Consider the following 18,152-nt stretch of genomic DNA (forward strand, 5'->3'; position numbering starts at 1 on the left):
GTCGGTCACGCGTCTCGCCGCCCTTCGTTTCGGGCGAGAGGGGCGGCGAGCGCGTCTTGGCCCACGAGCTCCACCGGCTCGGAGGCCAGCAGCTCCTCGGCCCGCCCGATGTCCTCGACGGACAGCGCGATGTAGGTGGAGATGAGCGAGTAGCTGTACGTCACGTTGATGCCGCAGTCGGCCATGACGCCCATCACCCGCGCGAGCTCGCCCGGTTCGTCGTTCAGGCGGACGCACAGAACGTCGCCGATCCTGGCCGCCGCGCCCATGTCGCGCAGCACGGCGAGCGCGCGCTCGGGCGCGTCGACGATGAAGCGCACGATGCCGTAATCGCCCGTGTCCGAGGCGCTGTAGCCGCGCACGCTCACCTGGGCCTCCTCGAAGGCGTCGAGCACGCGGCGCAGATGGCCGGGCCTGCTTTCCAGAAAGACGCTGATCTGCCGCACGCTCATGACCGCGCCCCTTCCCTGTCGGCGGCTTCTTGCGCGAAGGCGAAGCCTGCGCGGAACGCGGCGAGGTTGGCGTCTACGGTCTTGGGGGGCACGCGGGACGCGACGACCTTCTCCCAGGCATCCTGCGAGAAGTCGAGCTTCGTCGCGAGGGCGCCGAGCAGCACCACGTTCGCCGATTTCGGCGAGCCCTCCTCGGCGGCGATGGCGCCGGCCGGGATGAGCGTGGCCCCGGCCTCCCGCAACCGCTCATGGGCGCGCTCGGGCATGGCCGCATGCCCGATGAGCACAGGCAGCGGCTGGATGGCCTCGTCGGACACCAGAAGGTGGCCGCCCGCGCGCACGTTCGGCAGGTTGCGCAGAGCCTCGGTGGTCTCGAAGGCCACGACGCAGTCGGCGCACCCCGGATCGCTCACCATCGACCGCACCCCGTCTCTGCCGAAGCGCACGACGGTGGTCACGGCTCCTCCGCGCTGCGACATGCCGTGGATCTCGGACACCTTCGCGTCGTAGCCGGCCTCGAGCGCCGCATGGGCCAGCAGATCGGCCGCGAGGACGGTGCCCTGCCCTCCGACGCCGCACAGAAGCACGGTGGTCACGCTACTCATGGAAGCCTCCTTCCAGCGGAGATCCCTCGGATCCGCGCTGCACGATGGCCCGGTAAGCGCAGTACTGCGCGCACTGGCCGCAGCCGACGCACTGCGCGGCGTCGATGAGCGCGCGGTTGCTCGCGGGCTCCTTCGCGACGGCCGGACAGCCGAGCGTCGAGCAGACGCCGCAGGCGGTGCAGCCGTCGGTCACGACGTAGGGCGCGTCTCGGCGCCGATCGATGAGCACGCAGGGGCTGCGGAACACGATCACGGTGAGCTCGGGGTTGGCCGCGGCCTCCTTGAGCGCCCGGCGCACGGCCCGCGCGTCGTTCGGGTCGACGGTCCGCACGTCCTCGACGCCCACGGCGCGCACGACGCCCTCGAGGTCGAGCTCGCGCGAAGGGCGCTTCTGCAGCGTCTCGCCGTTGAAGGGGTTGCCCTGGCGGCCCGTCATGGCCGTGGTGCGGTTGTCGAGCACGCACACGGTGCCGCCGCCTTTGTTGTACACGGTGGAGATGAGCGCGGAGAGGCCCGAATGGGCGAACGTCGAATCGCCGATGACGCCCACGACGGGACGGTGCTCGGCGCCGGCCCAGGCCAGCTCGAAGCCGTGCGACATGGACACCGAGGCACCCATGTCCACGCACGCGTCCATGGCCGAAAGCGGCGGCAGCGCGCCGAGCGTGTAGCAGCCGATATCGCCTGTGACCACGGCCTTCATGCGCGAGAGCTCCTTGAACACGAGGCGGTGCGGGCACCCTGCGCACAAGGCCGGGGGACGTCCGGGCACGTCGTCGGGCATCGGCAGGCAGGCGGGCTCCTCGATGCCGAACGCGGCGCGCACGAGGCCGGGCGAGAGCTCCCCGTCGCGCGGCAGCGGATGCGGGAAGGCCGACACCTCCACGCCGAGGGCGCGCACGCTCTCGCTCAGGTACTCCGAGGCCTCCTCCACCACGTACAGGGACTCCATGCTCGCGGCGAAGGCGCGCAGCGCCTCGGCGGGCAAGGGCCAGGTGCAGCCCAGCTTGAACACGCTCGCCTCCGGCAGCGCCTCGGCCACGTGCTGAAAGGCCGCCCCCGCGCACACGACGCCGACGGCGCTTCCTCTGCGCACGACCTCGTTGTAGGGGCAGTCCTCGGCCCAGGCGCGCAGCGAGTCGATGCGCGCGAGCTGCGCTTTGCGACGGGGCTTGGCGAACGCGGGCATCATGACCCACTTCGCAGGGTCGCTCTCGTAGGGCTTGGACGGAGCCTCCACCCTGTCTCCCGGCTCGACCGGGGTCTTCGTATGGGACACGCGCACCGTGGAGCGGATGAGCACCGGCACATCGAAGCGTTCGGACAGCTCGTAGGCCTCGCGCGCGAAGCGCAGCGCCTCGGCGGAGTCGGCGGGCTCGAGCATGGGGATGTGCGCGGCGCGGGCGTAGAAGTGGCTGTCCTGCTCGTTTTGCGACGAGTACATGCCGGGGTCGTCCGCGGCCAAGATCACGAACCCGCCTCCCACGCCCGTGTACGCGGCGGTGAACAGCGGGTCGGCCGCCACGTTCACGCCGACGTGCTTCATCGTGGAGAGCACGCGCGCTCCCGCGGCGGAGGCCCCCACGGCCACCTCCACGGCCACCTTCTCGTTCACGCACCACTCGGCGTACACGCCGTCCTTTTTCGCGAACGCCTCCATCGTCTCGGTGGAGGGCGTGCCCGGATACGCCGTTCCGATGCGCGCTCCGGCCTCCCACGCTCCTTGGGCGATGGCCTCGTTGCCTGACATCAGCTCCATGTGCGAACCCTTTCGCGGGCGGATCCCCCCTTCGGGCGCCCATTCCTTTTCGGAGCGCCGCACGCGCTCCCCTCTCGTTCGAAAAACGGCGCCCGCGCCGCGGCGCGGGCCGCTACTCCTCCTTGTAGACGAGGCAGAACGCCCCGATCTGGATGACGTCGCCGGACGCGAGCCTGCGGCACTCCACGCTCTCGTTGTTCACCCACACGCCGTTGAAGGAGTTCGCGTCGCGGATGACGTAGCCGCCGCCGTCGGGCTCCACTGCAGCATGGGAGCGCGACACGGTCATGTCGTTCAGGAACACGTCGCATTGCGGGCTGCGCCCGATGGACAGCGGCTCGTCGCCGAGCTGGAGCGTCACGCCGGCAGACGGTCCGCGCACCACGTGGAGCGCGGCGCGGGCCTGCGGGGCGGCCTCCACGGAAGGCGGGGCGTCGTCGAGCGGCACCGGCTCGAAGCGCTGCGTGGCGCCGAGCAGTTTGAAGCCGCACTGCGGACAGGCGGCGGCGTCGGACTCGACGGGGTTGCTGCATACGGGGCAGAGCGTGGTCATGGCGTTATCCTCTCTCGACGCCGCTCATGCGGCGGTTTTGTCGACGACGAGCGGCGTTTCGTTCAACGTGACGGACGAGGCCGACTGGGGCTGGCCCGAGAAGCCGCGCAGCAGCCGCTCCCACCAGACGCCGACGCCCTCGAAGAAGTCGGGCGCGTCAAGGTCCTCGCACGCCACGAGGTCGAGCGTGGCGATCTCCTCGTTGCGTTGCTTGAACGTGATGGTCCCCACCTTGTCGCCCGCGCGCACGTCCCCCTCGAGCTTCTCGAAGGAGAGCGTCTGGCTCACGTTGCCGTTGAGGTCGAAGATCTCGACCGCCGCGTCCGGGTCGGAGAGCGTCGTCTTCACGGTCTTGTCGATCCAGCCCTCGTGGGCCACCTCGGCGACGACGGGAACCTCCGCGCCGTCGCACGTCGTCGTTTCGGGGCTGTTGGCCAGCTGATAGGACACAAGGTGCTCGTAGACCCACTCGCACAGCGTCTTGGCGTCCTCGAAGCGCTGAGCCTCGGAGGACGAGTTGAGGACGATGGCGTACAGCTCGCGCGCTCCGTTGTTGGCGGCGCCTGCGAACGAGGGGCCCGCCAACGCGGTGAAGCCGGTCTTGACGCCGATGGCATGCTCGTAGACGTCGAGGAACCCGTCGGTGGTCTCCAGGTGGATGGTCGCCTCCGCGCCGTCGCGCACGACCGCGATGTCGGTGCTGCCGCCGGAGACGATGGAGCGGAACACGTCGTTTTCCATGGCGTGGCGAACCACGGCCGCCACATCGGCCGCCGTGCTGTGCAGATCGCCCGCGTACTGGTCGTAATCGAGGCCGTGGGGGTTCTCGTAGACGGTGTCGGCGCAGCCGAGCTCGGCCGCCTTCTCGTTCATCCGCTCGACGAACGCCTCGACGCTTCCTCCCAGCGCCTCGGCGATGGCCACGGCCGCGTCGTTGCCGGAAGGCACGAGCAGCGCCTTGAGCGCCGTCTCCAAGTCCATGACGTCGCCTTCCTGCAGGCCGGCCGACGACTCCCCCACGGCCGCAGCCGCCGCGGACACGGGGATAGCCGCATCGAGCGTCGTCTCGCCCGCCTCCACGGCGTCGAGCGCCACGACGGCCGTCATGATCTTCGTGATGGAGGCGATCTGCGCGGGGCTTTGAGCGTTGCGCTCGAAGTACACGGTGCCTTCCGCGTCCATCACGAGGGCGTACTCCGCGTCGACGCTGGGACATTGCGCCACGGACAGCCCCCGCGCGTCGACGGTCTGCCCCAAGACGACGTCGGCCTTGCGCACGTCGGCGAAGGCTGGCGTGGGGAGGAAGGGGCAAAGCGCGGCGGCCAAGACGAGCGAGAGCGCGCACGCTCCGAGGCGCGCCCCGCGCGCACCGGCGCCCTTTCGCCGAAGCGGCGATCCGGTATGTCGGCGCGCGCTAGCCAACGCGGTAGACGTCCTCGGGTCGGACGGGCGCGAACCCCGCTTCGGCCAAGCTTGCCTCGACGCCCTCTCCCCCGTCGATCTTGAGCACGTCCACCGCGGACTCGGCGCTCACCGAGAAGCAGTACCCGTACTCGACGTTGACCCCTTGCTCGTCCAGGAACTCGAGCAAAACCGCCAAGCCTCCAGGGGTGTTCGGCACGCGCACGGCGAGGACCGGCGTCACCGTGGCGCGGTAGCCCGCCTCGCGCAGCGCCTCGGCGGCCGCCTCGGGCGTGTCGCACAGCATGCGGGCGACGCCGAAATCGGCCGTGTCGGCCAGGTTGAGCGCGTGCAGGTTGACGCCGGCTTTCGAGACGGCGCGGCACGCGGCCGCGAGGCGGCCCTTCTCGTTCTCCAAGAACACGGTCAGCTGCGAGATCATGGGCTACTTCCCTTCTCTCAGGTCGATGACGCGCTTCGCTTTGCCTTCGCTTCGCGCGATGGTCTTCGGTTCGACGATCTTGACCTCCACCGACACCTGCAGGTTGCTCTTGAGCTCGGCGCCCAGGCGGCGCTTGAGGTCCTCGATCCTGCGCACCTCGTCGATGGGGAAGTCGGGCTCCGTCTCCACTTGCAGCTCCACGTGGTCGAGGGGTCCGCGCGTGGTGAGGATGATCTGGTAGTGCGTGGCGATCTCCGGGAAGTTCGTGATGACCTGCTCGATCTGCGAGGGGAACACGTTCACGCCGCGGATGATGAGCATGTCGTCGGTGCGGCCGCGCAGCTGGTCGATCTTGCGGTGCGTGCGCCCGCACGCGCACGGTTCGGAGATGATGCGGGTGACGTCGCGCGTGCGGTAGCGCACGAGCGGGCAGCACTCGCGGGTGAGCGTGGTGATGACGAGCTCGCCCCACTGGCCGTCGGGAACGGGCTGGAGCGTCTCGGGGTCCAAAATCTCGCAGTAGAAGTGGTCCTCGGCCACGTGCAGACCGGCCCGCTCGCCGCACTCCATCGCCACGCCGGGGCCCATGATCTCGGACAGGCCGTACACGTCGCAGTACTGGATGCCCAGCTTGGAGGCGATCTCGTCGCGCATGTTGTCGGAGGCCGGCTCGGCGCCGAAGATGCCGCCGGAGATCTTGAACTCGGTGGCCGGGTCATAGCCCATCTCGATGGCCGTGTCTGCGATGAGGAGCGCGTAGGACGGCGTGCACGCGAGGATGTCGGTGCCGCAGTCCTTCATCATCTGCACCTGGCGCTTCGTGTTGCCCGAGGAGGTGGGGATGACCGAGCAGCCCATGGCCTCGCCGCCGGCATGCGCTCCGAGGCCGCCCGTGAACAGGCCGTAGCCGTAAGACACCTGGATGGTGGAGTTCTCGTCGCCGCCCACCATGGCGATGCCGCGGGCGAAGCAGTCCCCCCAGTTCGCAAGGTCGTTTTTCGTGTGGCCCACCACGGTGGCCTGGCCCGTCGTGCCGGAGGACGCGTGGATGCGCGCGACGTCCTTCTTCGGCACGGCAAACAGCCCGAACGGGTAGGCGTCGCGCATGTCCTGCTTCACGACGAACGGGAACCTCGTCAGGTCTTCGAGGCTGGTCAGGTCGTCTGGGGTGACGCCCGCTTCCTTGAAGGTGCGCTGGTAGAACGCCACGTTGTCGTAAGCGTGGCGGATGCTTTGCCTCATGCGCTCAAGCTGGAGCTCGCGCAGCTGCTCGCGCGGCATGGTCTCGATGTCTGGCTGGTAGTACACCTCGGAAATCACCTCTCATCGCTCGGACGTCGGAAAGGGCCCTCGCCCTCGCCTACTGTTGCATAGTGTAGCGGTTGACGTGCCGTCCGCACAAGAAACGCGCCAAAACACCGCCTGTCGGCGTGAAGCGGCGCCTCGGCGACCGCTTCCATCGCGGCTATCCCTCGACGTGGGCGCGGCGGGCGGCACGGATGCGCGAGAGGCCGGTACCCACGTAGTAGACCGTCGTGGCGAGCGCGAGCGCGAGGCCGGCGTACACGAACCAGATGCTCCACGAGCACGTCTGCCCGTTGAGGCCCGGAAGCCAGGAGGCGTCGACGACGCCGAGGCCCGGTACGAGCGGCCAGTTCAAAAGCAGACCGGCGAAGCCGACGAACAGAAGCGTCGTGGCCACCTTGCCCGGGAAGACGACGGCCACGCGCACGCGATAGCGCTTGAGCGCGAAGGCGCCGCCTGCGAGCAGAAGCAGGTCGCGGGCGAGCACGACGAGGATGATCCACAAGGGCAGCCGCCCTGTCAGGAACAGGCCCGAAACGCCGGCGATCATGAGGATGCGGTCGACGGCGGGATCGAGCAGCTGCCCGAGGCGCGACACCGCGTTCGTGCGGCGGGCGATCTGGCCGTCGATCCAATCCGTGCCCGCGGCGAGCGCGAACAGGAAGGTGGCTGCGAGGTCGTGGCCTTCGAACAACAGAACGAGGAACACGGGCACAAGGCACAGCCTGACGGCCGAGATGACGTTCGGAACAGTGAAGATGCGGTCGCTCGCCTGCTGGGAGCCGTCCTTCGAACCGTTGCCGCGCATCGTGTACAGCCTTCCTTTCCGTGCTCGCCTTCGTGCAACGAGCCGGGCCCGCGAGGCCCGGCTCGTTTCGAACCGATTCACTCTATTCTAGCAGGTTTCCCTGCCGCTCCCGTTTCGTTTCGCCGTTCGACAGCATTTCCATCATGATCAACGGGGACGGGGGCGCAGCGGAAAGGAGGCTAGGCCGTCTTCTCGACTTTCGGCACGTCGAACACGTCGACGTGCTTCTTCGTGGACGGCGGCGCGTAGGCGGGCTCCATGGACAGGCAGGCCTTCGGACATTCGCGCACGCAGTTGCCGCACTGCACGCAGCGGAAGCGGTCGATCGCCCAAGTGCGGGCGGCCTTCTCCACCGTGATGGCCCCGCAAGGGCAGCGCTTCTGGCAGATGCCGCACAGGATGCACGCGGCCACGTCGTTGGCCACGTGGCCTTTGAGCCCGGGCGGGGGCGTCTTGGTTTGGACTGGGTACTGGATCGTCTCGGGCTGCTTGAACAGCCCTCCGAGCGTCATCTTTCCGAGCTTGAATCCTCCCATGGCCTTACCTTTCCGTGCAGCTGATGCAGGGGTCGATGGTGAGCACGATCATGTTGACGTCGGCCAGGTCGCAGCCCGCCAGCGCCGTGGTCATGCCCGCCAGGTTCTGCGAGGTGGGGGTGCGCATGCGCATGCGCTCGAGGTACTTCGTGCCGTTGCCGCGCGCATAGTAGTAGCATTCGCCGCGCGGCTGCTCGACGAGGTTCGCCGCCTGCGCGCCTGCGGCGGGAGACCCTTTGACGTCCGTCGCGATGTCTCCGGCAGGGAGCTGCGCGATCATCTCCTCGATGATGTCGATGGACTGGAGCACCTCGAGGGCGCGCACCTTGACGCGCGCGTAGCAGTCGCCCTGCGCGTCGAGCACGGGCTGGAAGTCCGAGAGGCGCCCGTAGCCGCCGTTGCCCAGCATGCGCACGTCGTAGTTCACGTTCGACGCGCGCGCGAACGGCCCCACCATGCTCAGGGCGAGAGCGTCCTCGTGGCTGATGACGCCCACGCCCACGGTGCGGTTCTTCACCGACGTGTCCTTGAGGAACGCGTTCATGATCTGGCGGTAGTCGTCTTTGATGCCTTCGAGGACGCGCTTGATCTCGGCGAGCTGCGCCTCGTCGATGTCGCGGACCACGCCGCCCACCTTCACGACGCTGAAGATCACCCGCCCTCCGGTGGTCTTCTCGAAGATGTCGAGCACGCGCTCGCGCAACCGCCAGCAGTGCATGAACAGGCTTTCGAAACCGAACGCGTCGGCGGCCAAGCCCATCCACAGGATATGGGAGTGGACGCGCGACAGCTCGTGCCAGATGACGCGCAGGCACTCGGCGCGCTCGGGAACCTCGACGCCCATGAGGCGCTCGACCGTCTCGGCATAGCCGAGAGAGTGCCCGAAGGCGCAGATGCCGCAGATGCGCTCGGCCACGTAGATGAACTGGTTGTAATCGCGCGTCTCCACGAGCTTCTCCAACCCGCGGTGGATGAAGCCGATCTGCGGCACGGCTTCGATGACGGTCTCGTCCTCGACCACGAGGTCGAGGTGCAAAGGCTCCGGCAGCACCGGGTGCTGCGGGCCGAACGGGATGACGGTCGCCTTCCCCATGCTACTCACCTTCCTTCTGCGCGGCGGCCTCGCGAGCGGCCTTCGCCTCCATGGCGGCGCGCACCTTCGCAGCCTTCTCGGGATCCATGCCGGCAAGCTTCTCCTCAAGCGCGGATTCTTTCGCGGCGGCTTCGGCCTTGGCGGCCTTCTTGGCCTTCGCGGCGAGCGCGGCCTTCACGCGCGCCACCTTCTCCGGGTCGACGCCGGCCAAACGCGCGTCGAGGTCGTCGCTGCCCGAGGGCTCGATCGGCCCGCGGGGCTTGCTGCCCGCCTGCGCGTCGGGGTGCCCGGCCAGGTATTCGGCCTGCGCCGCGGTCGCGGCCGCCTGACGCTCTTTGGCCGCCTTCGCGGCGGCGAGCTTCTTCGCCTTCTCGCGCGCGGCCTTCTGCTCGGGCGATATGATGGTCATGGGCTCTTTCTGCGAAAGGGCGTAGAAGTTCCCGCCGAAGTCGATGGCGATGTCGGATATGCTCACGCCGAACAGGTCGTGCGCCTCGTTTTCGAACACGAACGCCGCCAGGAACTGGTCGGTGATGCTGGGCACCGTCATGTCCGGGCCCACGCCCTTGATCTCGTGGTTGGTCAGGACGCCGCCTTTCATGAACGTGTAGACGAGGTCGATGCCCTCCTCGGTGTTCACGGCGAGCAGCTGCACGAAGCGCGCGCCCTCGGCCTTCTTCTCGGCTGCGAGCGCCGGCAGCTCTTCGACGGAAAGCGGGGCGAACTCGATTTCCAGCGCCATTCCTCACGCCCCCTTTCTTTGAGCTTGCAGGGCCTTCGACTTCTCCTCCAGGATGCCGAGCGCCTGCACCACCGCGTCGATGATGGCCTCGGGGCGCACGGCGCAGCCGGGTGCGTACACGTCCACGGGTATGGCCTGGTCCACGCCGCCGATCACGTTGTAGCAGTCGTGGAAGATGCCGCCCGAGCACGCGCAGATGCCGCACGCGACGACGACCTTTGGCTCGACCATCTGGTTGTATATCTCCTGCACCACCTTGATGTTCTGCTCGTTCACGCTGCCGGTGACGAGGAAGATGTCGGCGTGCTTGGGGTTGCCCGTGTTGATGATGCCGAAACGCTCGACGTCGTAGCCGGGGCACAGCGCCGCGAGCACCTCGATGTCGCAGCCGTTGCAGCTCGAGCCATCGTAGTGGATAACCCACGGTGATTTGGTCGCATACGTCATGGGAGAGCTCCTTTACATCAGGTAGGGGGCGTACGCGAGCACGGCGATGTTCACGCCGCCCGCGACGAGGGCCACCACCCACGCGGACTTGAGCAGGGCCTGCCACTTCACGCGCGCGAAGTTGTTGTCGATCCATATCTCGAGGAAGTAGACGACCGCCGCGACGATGACGGCCACGAGCACCGACGCCGGCGTGCCCCAGATGAAGAACAGGCCCGTCCATCCGAGGAACAGGATGTTCTCGCACCAGTGCATGACCTCCACCTTCGCGAGGGTGCGCCCGCTCATCTCGGTGGTGATGCCCTTGACGATCTCCTGGTGGGCATGGTGCGAGTAGGACAAGTCGAAGGGCGACTTGCGCAGCTTGATGGTGAGCACGAACAGAAAGCCCAAGAGCACCGGCCAGATGACGGTGACCACGGGCGCGGTGAGCGCGAACGCGCCCGCGACGTCGAAGGTGCCCGCGGCCATGAAGAACGCCACGGCCATGAACAGCACCATGGGCTCGTAGGCCATGACCTGCAGCGTCTCGCGCATCGCGCCGATCTCGGCGTAAGGAGAGCGCGTGGAGTACGCCGCCACGATGAAGAACAGGCCCGACAGCGTGACGACGAACACGCTCATGAGCAGGTTGCCGCCGCTGAAGAAGATGCCGCCGGCGATGAGGGTGAACACAAGGGCACAGGTGACGTAGGTCCCTTCGGTGGAGTTCACCGACACGTTGTCCTTCTCGAGGAGCTTGCGCACATCGTAGTAAGGCTGCAGAAGCGGCGGGCCCACACGACCCTGCATGCGTGCGGATATCTTTCGGTCAAGCCCAGCGAGCAGACAGCCCAGAACCGGTGCCAGCACAGCGAAGGCGAGGGTGCCGATGAGGACGGAGAACAACGACATGTCGTACCACATCCTTTCCTAGAACAATCCCGGCAGGGAGACAGCTGCCGCCGCGAAGGCCACGATGATGATGACCGAGCAGCACGCGGTGCCGATCGGCGCGATGCGCCTTTCGCCGAACACGTCTTCGAGGTACCAGTTGCGCGCCGAGGCGGTCGAGGTGCCCGAAAGCGCGTTCTGGAACGTGCGCTCGGCGTTGTCGCGGCTCACGCCCGCGAGGTACACGTCCACCTTGCGGGCCTTCGTGCGACCGAGGCCCGCGAACAGCACGACGGCCAAGGCGATCGACAGGATGGAGGCGATCCACAGGTTCGAGGTCGAGATGTCCTGGCCGAGGGTTCCATAGACGCTGAACACGTAGGGCTCCACCGAAAGCCACGAGACGATGGGCAGCCCTGCGCAGCACAGGATGACGAGCACTGCCATGACCATGACGGCCGCCCACTCGCTCGCATGCACATCGCGCTCCACGTTCTCGCGCGCGGCGGCGATGCCGGAGAGCTTTCCGAGCCACTTCGCCCAGAACATGAACGTGGCGGCCGAGCCGAACGCGAGGATGACGATGAGCGCCACCTGTCCCGTCTCGGCGAAGGAGACGAGGGTGGCCCACTTCGCCACGAGCATGCCGAACGGCGCGATGAACATGCACAAGATGCCGAGCATCATGAATCGCGAAAGGCGCGGCATGCGCTCGAAGAGCAGGTCCATGTCCTCGATGTCGCGACTGCCGATGTGGTGCTCTGCGGTGCCCACGCACAAGAACAGAAGCGATTTGGCGATGGCGTGGAACAGGATGAGGAACGCCGCCGCCCAGACAGCCTCGGGGGTGCCGACGCCGGCGCAGGCGACGATCAGGCCGAGGTTGGCGATGGTCGAGTACGCGAGCACGCGCTTGGCGTTGGTCTGCGAGATGGCCATGAACGAGCAGAGCGCGAACGTGATGCCGCCCACGAGCACCGTCATGATGGCGGGCACCGACGCGAGCAGCCCGCCTTGCGGGGCGAAGGAGCCGGCGTACATGACGGGAGAGAGCTTGACGAGCAAGAACACGCCCGCCTTGACCATGGTGGAGGAATGCAAAAGCGCCGAGGTGGGCGTCGGCGCCACCATGGCACCGAGGAGCCATGTGTGGAAGGGCATTTGCGCGGCCTTCGTGAGCCCGGCGAGGGCGAGCGCCGTGACCGGCAGCGCGACGAGGGCGGGGTTCTGAACGCCGATCTGCAAGAACTCGAGCAGCGACAGCGTGCCCAGCTGGATGGCGCAGACGTACAGCGCGCCGAGGAAGGCGATGCCGCCGACGAGGTTCATGACGATTTGACGGAAGGCGTTTCTCATGGCCTCCTCGGTGCGGGTGTAGCCGATGAGGAGGAACGAGCACACCGTGGTGACCTCCCAGCCGGTGAACAGCCACACCATGTTGTTCGAGAACACGATGAGGAACATCGCCGAGAGGAAGGCGAACATGAGGGCGAAGAACACCGGGCGGCGATCCTTCGCGCCTTCGGGCTCGTGGGCTTGGAAGTCCTCCATGTAGCCGAGGGCGTACACGCAGATGCCCGAGCCGACGACGCCGATGATGAACGCCATGAGCAGCGACAGCGAGTCGAGGTAGAGCCCCTGCGCGACGGGCAGGCCGTGGGCGAACGCGAACTCGAACACGAGCGAGCCCGCCACCTGGACGGCGGCGAGCGCGCAGGCCGCCGCGTTCTTGTGGCGGATGCCGTAGAACAGGATGGCCGCGGCGACGAGCACGCTCACGACCATGCAGGCGTAGTCGACCACGGGCGAGTGGAAATCGAAGGGAATCCACGGGGCGCCCAGGTAGGAGACGACCAGCCAAACAGAAGCGATCCCGATAACGAGCGCCGCGGCCACGACGACGGCGTTTCTCACGCGGTTGTCGCGCACCGCGAGCAGCACGCCCGCCACGACGAGCGGGAAGAGGATCAAAAAGCCGAGCAGAGCCACGGGGCTTCCTCCTTCGTCCTATCCGATGCCGATGAACAAAAAGCGACCCAATGTCGCCTGATCAGTACTCTATCAGAGAAGGGAGGCCGGTCGAGCGGCCAGAGGGAGGCGGGGGATATTGCTCGGTAAAAGGGGTGCGAGCGCTTTCATATGCGAAGAGGCTTCGCGGAGAGTCCCGGCCAGCGGCTCACTTCGACGGGGAGCGGCGGGCTTCGCCTGGTTTGCCGCGCTCGAGGCGCTTCAAGCGGCGCCATTCGAAGGCGAGGAACGCCGACACGATGAGCGTGGAGGTGATGTCGGAGAGGGACGGTGCGAACCACACGCTCTCGAGCGGCGTGATGGGCAGCAGGTGCGGGAGCGCGATCGGGCACACCAAGAGCAGCGGGATGAGGAACAGGATCTGGCGCGTGAGCGTGAGCACCGTGGCCTTCGCCGCCTGGCCCGTGGCATCGAAATAGTTCGATCCGATGGTCTGGATGGGCAGGATGGGAATGAACATGAGGTACAGCACGAGCGCCCACGCCGTCTCCCCCAGATATTGGTCGGGAAGACCGAAGAGGTGCGCGTACAGGTCGGGTGCCAGGATGACCGTGGCCCACAGAGGCGCGGTGATTGCGATGCCGAGGGCGATGGCCTGCGCGAGCACGCGCTTCATACGGTGAAAGCTCCGCGCGCCATAGTTGTACCCGATGATGGGCTGCGCGCCCATGGCGATGCCCATGGAGGGCATGAACGTGAACAGGCCCACGGCCGAGAGCACCCGCATGATGGCGAGCGCTCCGTCCGATCCGAGGGCGTCTGCGGAGCCGTACGAAACGAGCAGGTTGTTGATGATCATCGACGAGACGGCCCAGCCCAGCTCCGTCACTGCCGGGGCCACGCCGAGGGCGCAGACGCGCAAGGCCGTTCGGGGCTGGAAGGAGCGCAAGGGCCGGACGAGCGGCAAAGGCGAGTCCTTCTTGAGGAAGAACTGCATGACGAAAGCAGCCGAGACGCCCCACGAGCATACGGTGGCCAGGCCCGCGCCGCGCATGCCGCCATCAAGCACGATGATGAACAGGTAGCCGAGCACCACGTTCGAAGCGGTTCCGACGAGCATGGATCCGAGCGCGCGGTTCGGCCGCCCCGCCGTGCGGATGAAGTTGTTCATGCCGAAGGCGATGAACTGCAACGGGCAGCCCGCGATGATCACCGCCATGAAGTCGAGCGCGAGGGGAAGCACGACCTCGTCGGCGCCCGAGTAGCGCAGGATGGGCTCGAGCGCGAACGGAGAGGCGATCCAGAGCAGCGCCGCGGCGCCGAGCAAGAGCACAAGGCTCGTGCCCACCACGCGCTCGGCCATGTCCTTCCTGCGCTCCCCCAGCTTGATGGCGGCGAGCGCGTTGCCGCCCACGCCTACGAGCATGGCCACGGCCACGAGCGCCGTCATCGTGGGGTTCGCCACCGTGGTGGCGGCCAAGCCGTCCGCGCCCACCGCATGTCCCACGTACACGGCGTCGATCACGTTGTAGAGCATCTGCACGAGCACGCCCACCACGGCCGGGATGGAGAACTCGAGCAGCAGCTTGAAGGTGCCCTCGGTTCCCATCCGGTCGATGCCGTCCCGCTTGGGGCCTTGCGCGCCCGCTCGGGACGAGATGCGTGTCTTGCTGCCTTCCATGTCCTCAGTATACGGGCACTTGACGAAGCGGGCAACCGTCCCGCTCGGGGAGACGGTTGCCCGCAGACGCTCTTCGAGCACGGCCGCTATCCGGCTACGAGCACTTGAGCCACGAGGAGGACGCCTCCGAAGACGAGCACGAAAAGGACCATCGGCCAAACGAATTTGACCCATTTGGAGTACTTCATGTCCAGCATCGTGAGCGTGGCCAGCACCAGGCCCGTGGGAGCGAGGTAGAGCATGGCGTACTGGCCCCATTGGTAAGCGCACACCACCGAGGCCCGGTCGATGCCCACCGTGTCGGCGAGGGGCGCCATGATGGGCATGGCCAGCACGGCCAGCCCCGACGAGGAGGGGACCACGAAGCCCAGCAGGAAGAACAAGAGCATCATCACAATGATGAACACGGGACCCTGCATTCCCTGCACGGCGTTCGACGACCAGTACAGCAGCGTGTCGGATATGAGGCCTTGATCGAGCACGAGGTTGATTCCGCGGGCAAGACCGATGATGAGCGACACCCCCACCAGGTTGGAGGCACCCTTGATGAATGAGTCGACAGCCGTCTTTTCGGGAATTCCCGCCACGAACATGATGACGATGGCGACGGCTAGAAACGACGCGGCCATTTCGGGAAACCACCATCCGAGCTGCATGACGCCAACCACCATGAGCACGAACGCGCCAACGAACAGCACGAGGATGGCCTTCTTGCGCATGGTGAAGCCGCCCGCGCGCTCTCCGGCCCCCGCCGCTTCGACATCGAACAGCGCGGCGAAATGCTCGCGGTCCTCGTAGGTGTAGGAGGCCTCGGGGTTCTTCTTGATCTTCCGAGCGTACCAGTACAGATACCCGATCACCACCGCGGCGCCCACCGCGCAGCCGAACGCCCGCCATTCGAACCCGTCCATAAAGTTCACGCCGGCCGCGTTGGAGGCTATGACGACCGAGAAGGGGTTGATGGTCGAAAACGTGGTGCCCATGGAGCCAGCGAGGAAGATGGCCCCCACGCATATGATGGAGTCGTACCCGAGGGCCAGAAAGACCGGAACGAGAATCGGGTAGAAGGCTACGGCCTCCTCCTCGAGGCCGCACGTGGTTCCCCCGAGCACCATGAACAGCGACACGAGGAACACGAGCAGGAACTCGCGGCCCTTCGTCTTCTTGGTGAGGGCCATGAGCCCCGACTCGAACGCCCCCGTGGCGTTCACCACGCCGATGAGGCCTCCCAGGACGAGGATGAACACCATGATGTCTACCCCGTCGATGGTGCCCGACACCATAGCCTGGGTGATGTCCGCAATGCCCTTGGGTTGCTGATCGAGCTGCTCGTAGGTGTCCGGAACCGAGATCGGCTTCGATAGGGCCCCCGAGGTGAACTGCTCGATTCCGATGTTCACGCCCAGATCGTCGAGCGACTCCTGAGTAGCTTCGCGCTCGGTCACCTTGCCTTGGGGGCTCGTGACCTGCAAGACGTTCGACTCCTCGACGTAGACGAGCTTCGCATACTGGCCCGCAGGCACGAACCACGTGGCGATGACGGCCACCACCGTGAGCGCGAAGAGTATCGTGAAGGCCGTCGGGAAGTTGAGCTTCCTTCGCCCCCTTCCTTTCCTTTCGCGCTGGTTCTTTGATCGGGCGACAGCTGATTCCATAGCCACTCCCCTTTCCTTCTCCGATGGCTGACGGCCTTTTCATGGTAGGGTCGGCCCGGAGGCGAAGGGAAGGAAACCGAGGTTATAAACTCGTGGTAGGGAGGGTATAATTCGGGTATAGGCTCTCTCAAGCCTTCTCGGGCGCGAAGAGTCAAAGGCGGTTGGACGTTGAGGAGCCGAAAGGAGGGTGTGCGTGGGCGCGGAACTCGCTCTGTTCTACTACTCCCTCGTGGTTCTCCTAGCCGTCGTCTTGGCGGCGGCTACCTGTTTCGCTTCCGCCCTGGTGTCTCGCTCCCGAGCCTGGATGCTCCTCGCGCTCGGCTTCCTGTTCTACTTCTTCGACGTCGCCTTGGTGTTCCAGGACGACTTCCTCTACCGCGAAGGGGGTATGGCCACGCCGTTTTTCATCGGCAGCCCGATCGCCTCCATCGCAACCGGAGGCGGGGCCATCACGTCGTTTTGGCTCGCGGTGTGCGAGCATCTGGACGAGCGGAGCAGGGTCGCACGGTGGCTTCCCGGCGCGGTGTACGCAGTGGGAAGCCTGGCCGTCTTGGTTCTTATGGAGCCGGGGAACGTCGAGGAGTTCTTTTTCTACGGCATGCGCATGGCCGTCGTGATGGGGTGCCTTCTGCGCCTCGCCGCAACCTATGCGGGGATGCGCGACGAAGTGGAGCGCATGCGCATGGACCGACATGCCCGCCTTTACGCGGCGATGTGGGTTCTTTCGGGCTTGGTGGTGGCCGAGAATGTTGCGATCCTGCTCGTGATGGGCCCCGAGGCCGCGAGAAGAGGCCCTCTGCCGTTTTTCCCCGAGAGGAATTTCGCAGAGAACGCCCTTGTCCTCTGCTGCGCGGGCGCGGCGTGCGTCGGATCGTGGAAGGGCCTCGCCCTGCGGCGGGGCAACCCTCCCTCGAGCGAGGACGGGCCCCAGGCGGGCTTCATAGACCAGAACCTTCCTGCGTACAGCGCGCGCAAGGGCCTTTCGCAAAGGGAGTCCGAAGTGCTGAGGATGGCCCTCATGGGCAAGGACAACCAGAACATAGCCTCGTCCATGAACCTGGCGCCGGGAACCGTGAAGGTGCACATGCACCATATCTTGCAGAAGGCCCAATGCGCGAACCGCAAGGAGCTGATGCGGGACTTTTGGGAGTCGCGATAGCGCCGCCCGAATCCCGTCGAGAAGAGCGCGGCATGGACGCCTAAGCCCTCTTTCCCGTGAGCAAGTTGATGGCCCCTATGAGGATGACCGAGCCGACGAGGGCCACTACGAACGACCACACGTTGAACCCGGTGAAGCCATCGGCTCCGAAGAAGCTCATGACGAACCCGCCCAAAAGCGCTCCCACGACCCCCGTCACGATGTTCTTGAGGAGGCTTCCATCCGTCTTCATGATCATGTTCGCTACCCAACCCGCCAATCCTCCGATGACGATCCATACGATGATGCTCATTGCTATCTCCTTTCCGAAGCGTGTGGAGTCGACTGGAAGAACATAGGCTCAAACCACTTCCGCCGAAGGTGCGGGGAGGGGTTCGTATGGATTCCGTAGCCTTGACGTTTCGCAGAGGAGACCAGCAGGAAGCTTGGCGAAAGGAGCTACTCGGAGCCAAGGGAGGACGTCCGCAGAAGGCATTCGTGGATGGCCTTCGTTTCGGCGGGGCGCGCCCCGTCCTCGCCGCGCACAAGGGAGGGTACCGTCAAGAATCTTGCGCACTTTTCCGACAGCCTCATAAGCCCGCCGTCCGGTGCGGCTACCCCTCCAGCAGAGTCACGTCCAGATAGCGCCTCGAGCCCCACTCGCTCTCGGCCACGTACTTGAGCCTCGCGGTCA

General features: G+C 66.4%; 18 protein-coding genes. 1 reads left to right on the forward strand and 17 read right to left on the reverse strand.

Annotated features, from left to right (window positions below; genetic code table 11):
* Window positions 1-5: 5 nt before the first annotated feature.
* The 16 genes from C2L80_RS02360 to C2L80_RS02430 form a co-directional block, all read right to left on the reverse strand.
* On the reverse strand, window positions 6-452 hold the full coding sequence (locus C2L80_RS02360) for an amino acid-binding protein (protein ID WP_092200563.1): 447 nt from the start codon (window positions 450-452) through the stop codon (window positions 6-8).
* Window positions 449-1,057 carry an indolepyruvate oxidoreductase subunit beta gene (locus tag C2L80_RS02365; RefSeq protein WP_103262553.1) on the reverse strand — a complete coding sequence of 203 codons (609 nt, stop codon included), beginning with the start codon at window positions 1,055-1,057 and terminating at the stop codon, window positions 449-451. The genes C2L80_RS02360 and C2L80_RS02365 overlap by 4 nt, the downstream gene beginning before the upstream one ends.
* A complete protein-coding gene (locus C2L80_RS02370) occupies window positions 1,050-2,816 on the reverse strand; it encodes a thiamine pyrophosphate-dependent enzyme (protein WP_103262554.1) in 1,767 nt (588 codons plus the stop codon). Before C2L80_RS02370 ends, C2L80_RS02365 begins: the two co-directional genes overlap by 8 nt.
* 112 nt (window positions 2,817-2,928) lie before the next feature.
* Window positions 2,929-3,369, reverse strand: coding sequence for an FHA domain-containing protein (locus tag C2L80_RS02375; RefSeq protein WP_087195684.1), 441 nt, complete (start codon window positions 3,367-3,369; stop codon window positions 2,929-2,931).
* 24 nt (window positions 3,370-3,393) lie between these two features.
* On the reverse strand, window positions 3,394-4,791 hold the full coding sequence (locus C2L80_RS02380) for a D-alanyl-D-alanine carboxypeptidase family protein (RefSeq protein WP_103262555.1): 1,398 nt from the start codon (window positions 4,789-4,791) through the stop codon (window positions 3,394-3,396).
* Complete coding sequence (locus tag C2L80_RS02385; RefSeq protein WP_103262556.1) at window positions 4,784-5,212, reverse strand: amino acid-binding protein; 429 nt, start codon at window positions 5,210-5,212, stop codon at window positions 4,784-4,786. Before C2L80_RS02385 ends, C2L80_RS02380 begins: the two co-directional genes overlap by 8 nt.
* Before the next feature lie 3 nt (window positions 5,213-5,215).
* On the reverse strand, window positions 5,216-6,520 hold the full coding sequence (locus tag C2L80_RS02390) for a phenylacetate--CoA ligase family protein (RefSeq protein ID WP_087195705.1): 1,305 nt from the start codon (window positions 6,518-6,520) through the stop codon (window positions 5,216-5,218).
* Between the two features lie 157 nt (window positions 6,521-6,677).
* Window positions 6,678-7,325: a CDP-alcohol phosphatidyltransferase family protein gene (locus C2L80_RS02395; protein WP_087195687.1), complete on the reverse strand. Its 648-nt coding sequence runs from the start codon at window positions 7,323-7,325 to the stop codon at window positions 6,678-6,680.
* A gap of 179 nt (window positions 7,326-7,504) precedes the next feature.
* Window positions 7,505-7,861: a 4Fe-4S dicluster domain-containing protein gene (locus tag C2L80_RS02400; RefSeq protein WP_087195688.1), complete on the reverse strand. Its 357-nt coding sequence runs from the start codon at window positions 7,859-7,861 to the stop codon at window positions 7,505-7,507.
* Window positions 7,862-7,865: 4 nt separating this feature from the next.
* Complete coding sequence (locus C2L80_RS02405; RefSeq protein ID WP_087195689.1) at window positions 7,866-8,954, reverse strand: hydrogenase large subunit; 1,089 nt, start codon at window positions 8,952-8,954, stop codon at window positions 7,866-7,868.
* A 1-nt stretch (window position 8,955) separates the two neighbouring features.
* Entirely contained in the window at window positions 8,956-9,696 is a 741-nt protein-coding gene (locus tag C2L80_RS02410; RefSeq protein ID WP_087195690.1) for an NADH-quinone oxidoreductase subunit C, read from the reverse strand.
* Window positions 9,697-9,699: 3 nt separating this feature from the next.
* Window positions 9,700-10,143, reverse strand: a complete 444-nt coding sequence (locus C2L80_RS02415) for an NADH-quinone oxidoreductase subunit B family protein (protein ID WP_087195691.1) — start codon at window positions 10,141-10,143, stop codon at window positions 9,700-9,702.
* A gap of 12 nt (window positions 10,144-10,155) precedes the next feature.
* Window positions 10,156-11,037 (reverse strand): complex I subunit 1 family protein, encoded by an 882-nt coding sequence (locus tag C2L80_RS14255; protein WP_239938657.1) that lies wholly within the window; start codon window positions 11,035-11,037, stop codon window positions 10,156-10,158.
* 18 nt (window positions 11,038-11,055) lie between these two features.
* Window positions 11,056-13,005: an NADH-quinone oxidoreductase subunit 5 family protein gene (locus C2L80_RS02420; protein ID WP_239938659.1), complete on the reverse strand. Its 1,950-nt coding sequence runs from the start codon at window positions 13,003-13,005 to the stop codon at window positions 11,056-11,058.
* A 187-nt stretch (window positions 13,006-13,192) separates the two neighbouring features.
* Window positions 13,193-14,665, reverse strand: a complete 1,473-nt coding sequence (locus C2L80_RS02425) for an MATE family efflux transporter (RefSeq protein ID WP_087195692.1) — start codon at window positions 14,663-14,665, stop codon at window positions 13,193-13,195.
* An 86-nt stretch (window positions 14,666-14,751) separates the two neighbouring features.
* A complete protein-coding gene (locus tag C2L80_RS02430) occupies window positions 14,752-16,320 on the reverse strand; it encodes a YfcC family protein (RefSeq protein ID WP_087195693.1) in 1,569 nt (522 codons plus the stop codon).
* 193 nt (window positions 16,321-16,513) lie between these two features.
* Between C2L80_RS02430 and C2L80_RS02435 the strand changes: the two genes are divergently transcribed.
* The gene (locus C2L80_RS02435; protein WP_087195694.1) at window positions 16,514-17,479 is read left to right on the forward strand and encodes a helix-turn-helix transcriptional regulator; all 966 of its coding nucleotides are present in this window, start codon (window positions 16,514-16,516) and stop codon (window positions 17,477-17,479) included.
* A gap of 40 nt (window positions 17,480-17,519) precedes the next feature.
* Here the strand turns inward: C2L80_RS02435 and C2L80_RS02440 are convergent, their stop codons facing one another.
* Entirely contained in the window at window positions 17,520-17,771 is a 252-nt protein-coding gene (locus tag C2L80_RS02440; RefSeq protein ID WP_087195695.1) for a GlsB/YeaQ/YmgE family stress response membrane protein, read from the reverse strand.
* Window positions 17,772-18,152 lie beyond the last annotated feature (381 nt).

It is taken from the genome of Rubneribacter badeniensis (genome assembly GCF_002899695.1).
Lineage (GTDB): Bacteria > Actinomycetota > Coriobacteriia > Coriobacteriales > Eggerthellaceae > Rubneribacter > Rubneribacter badeniensis.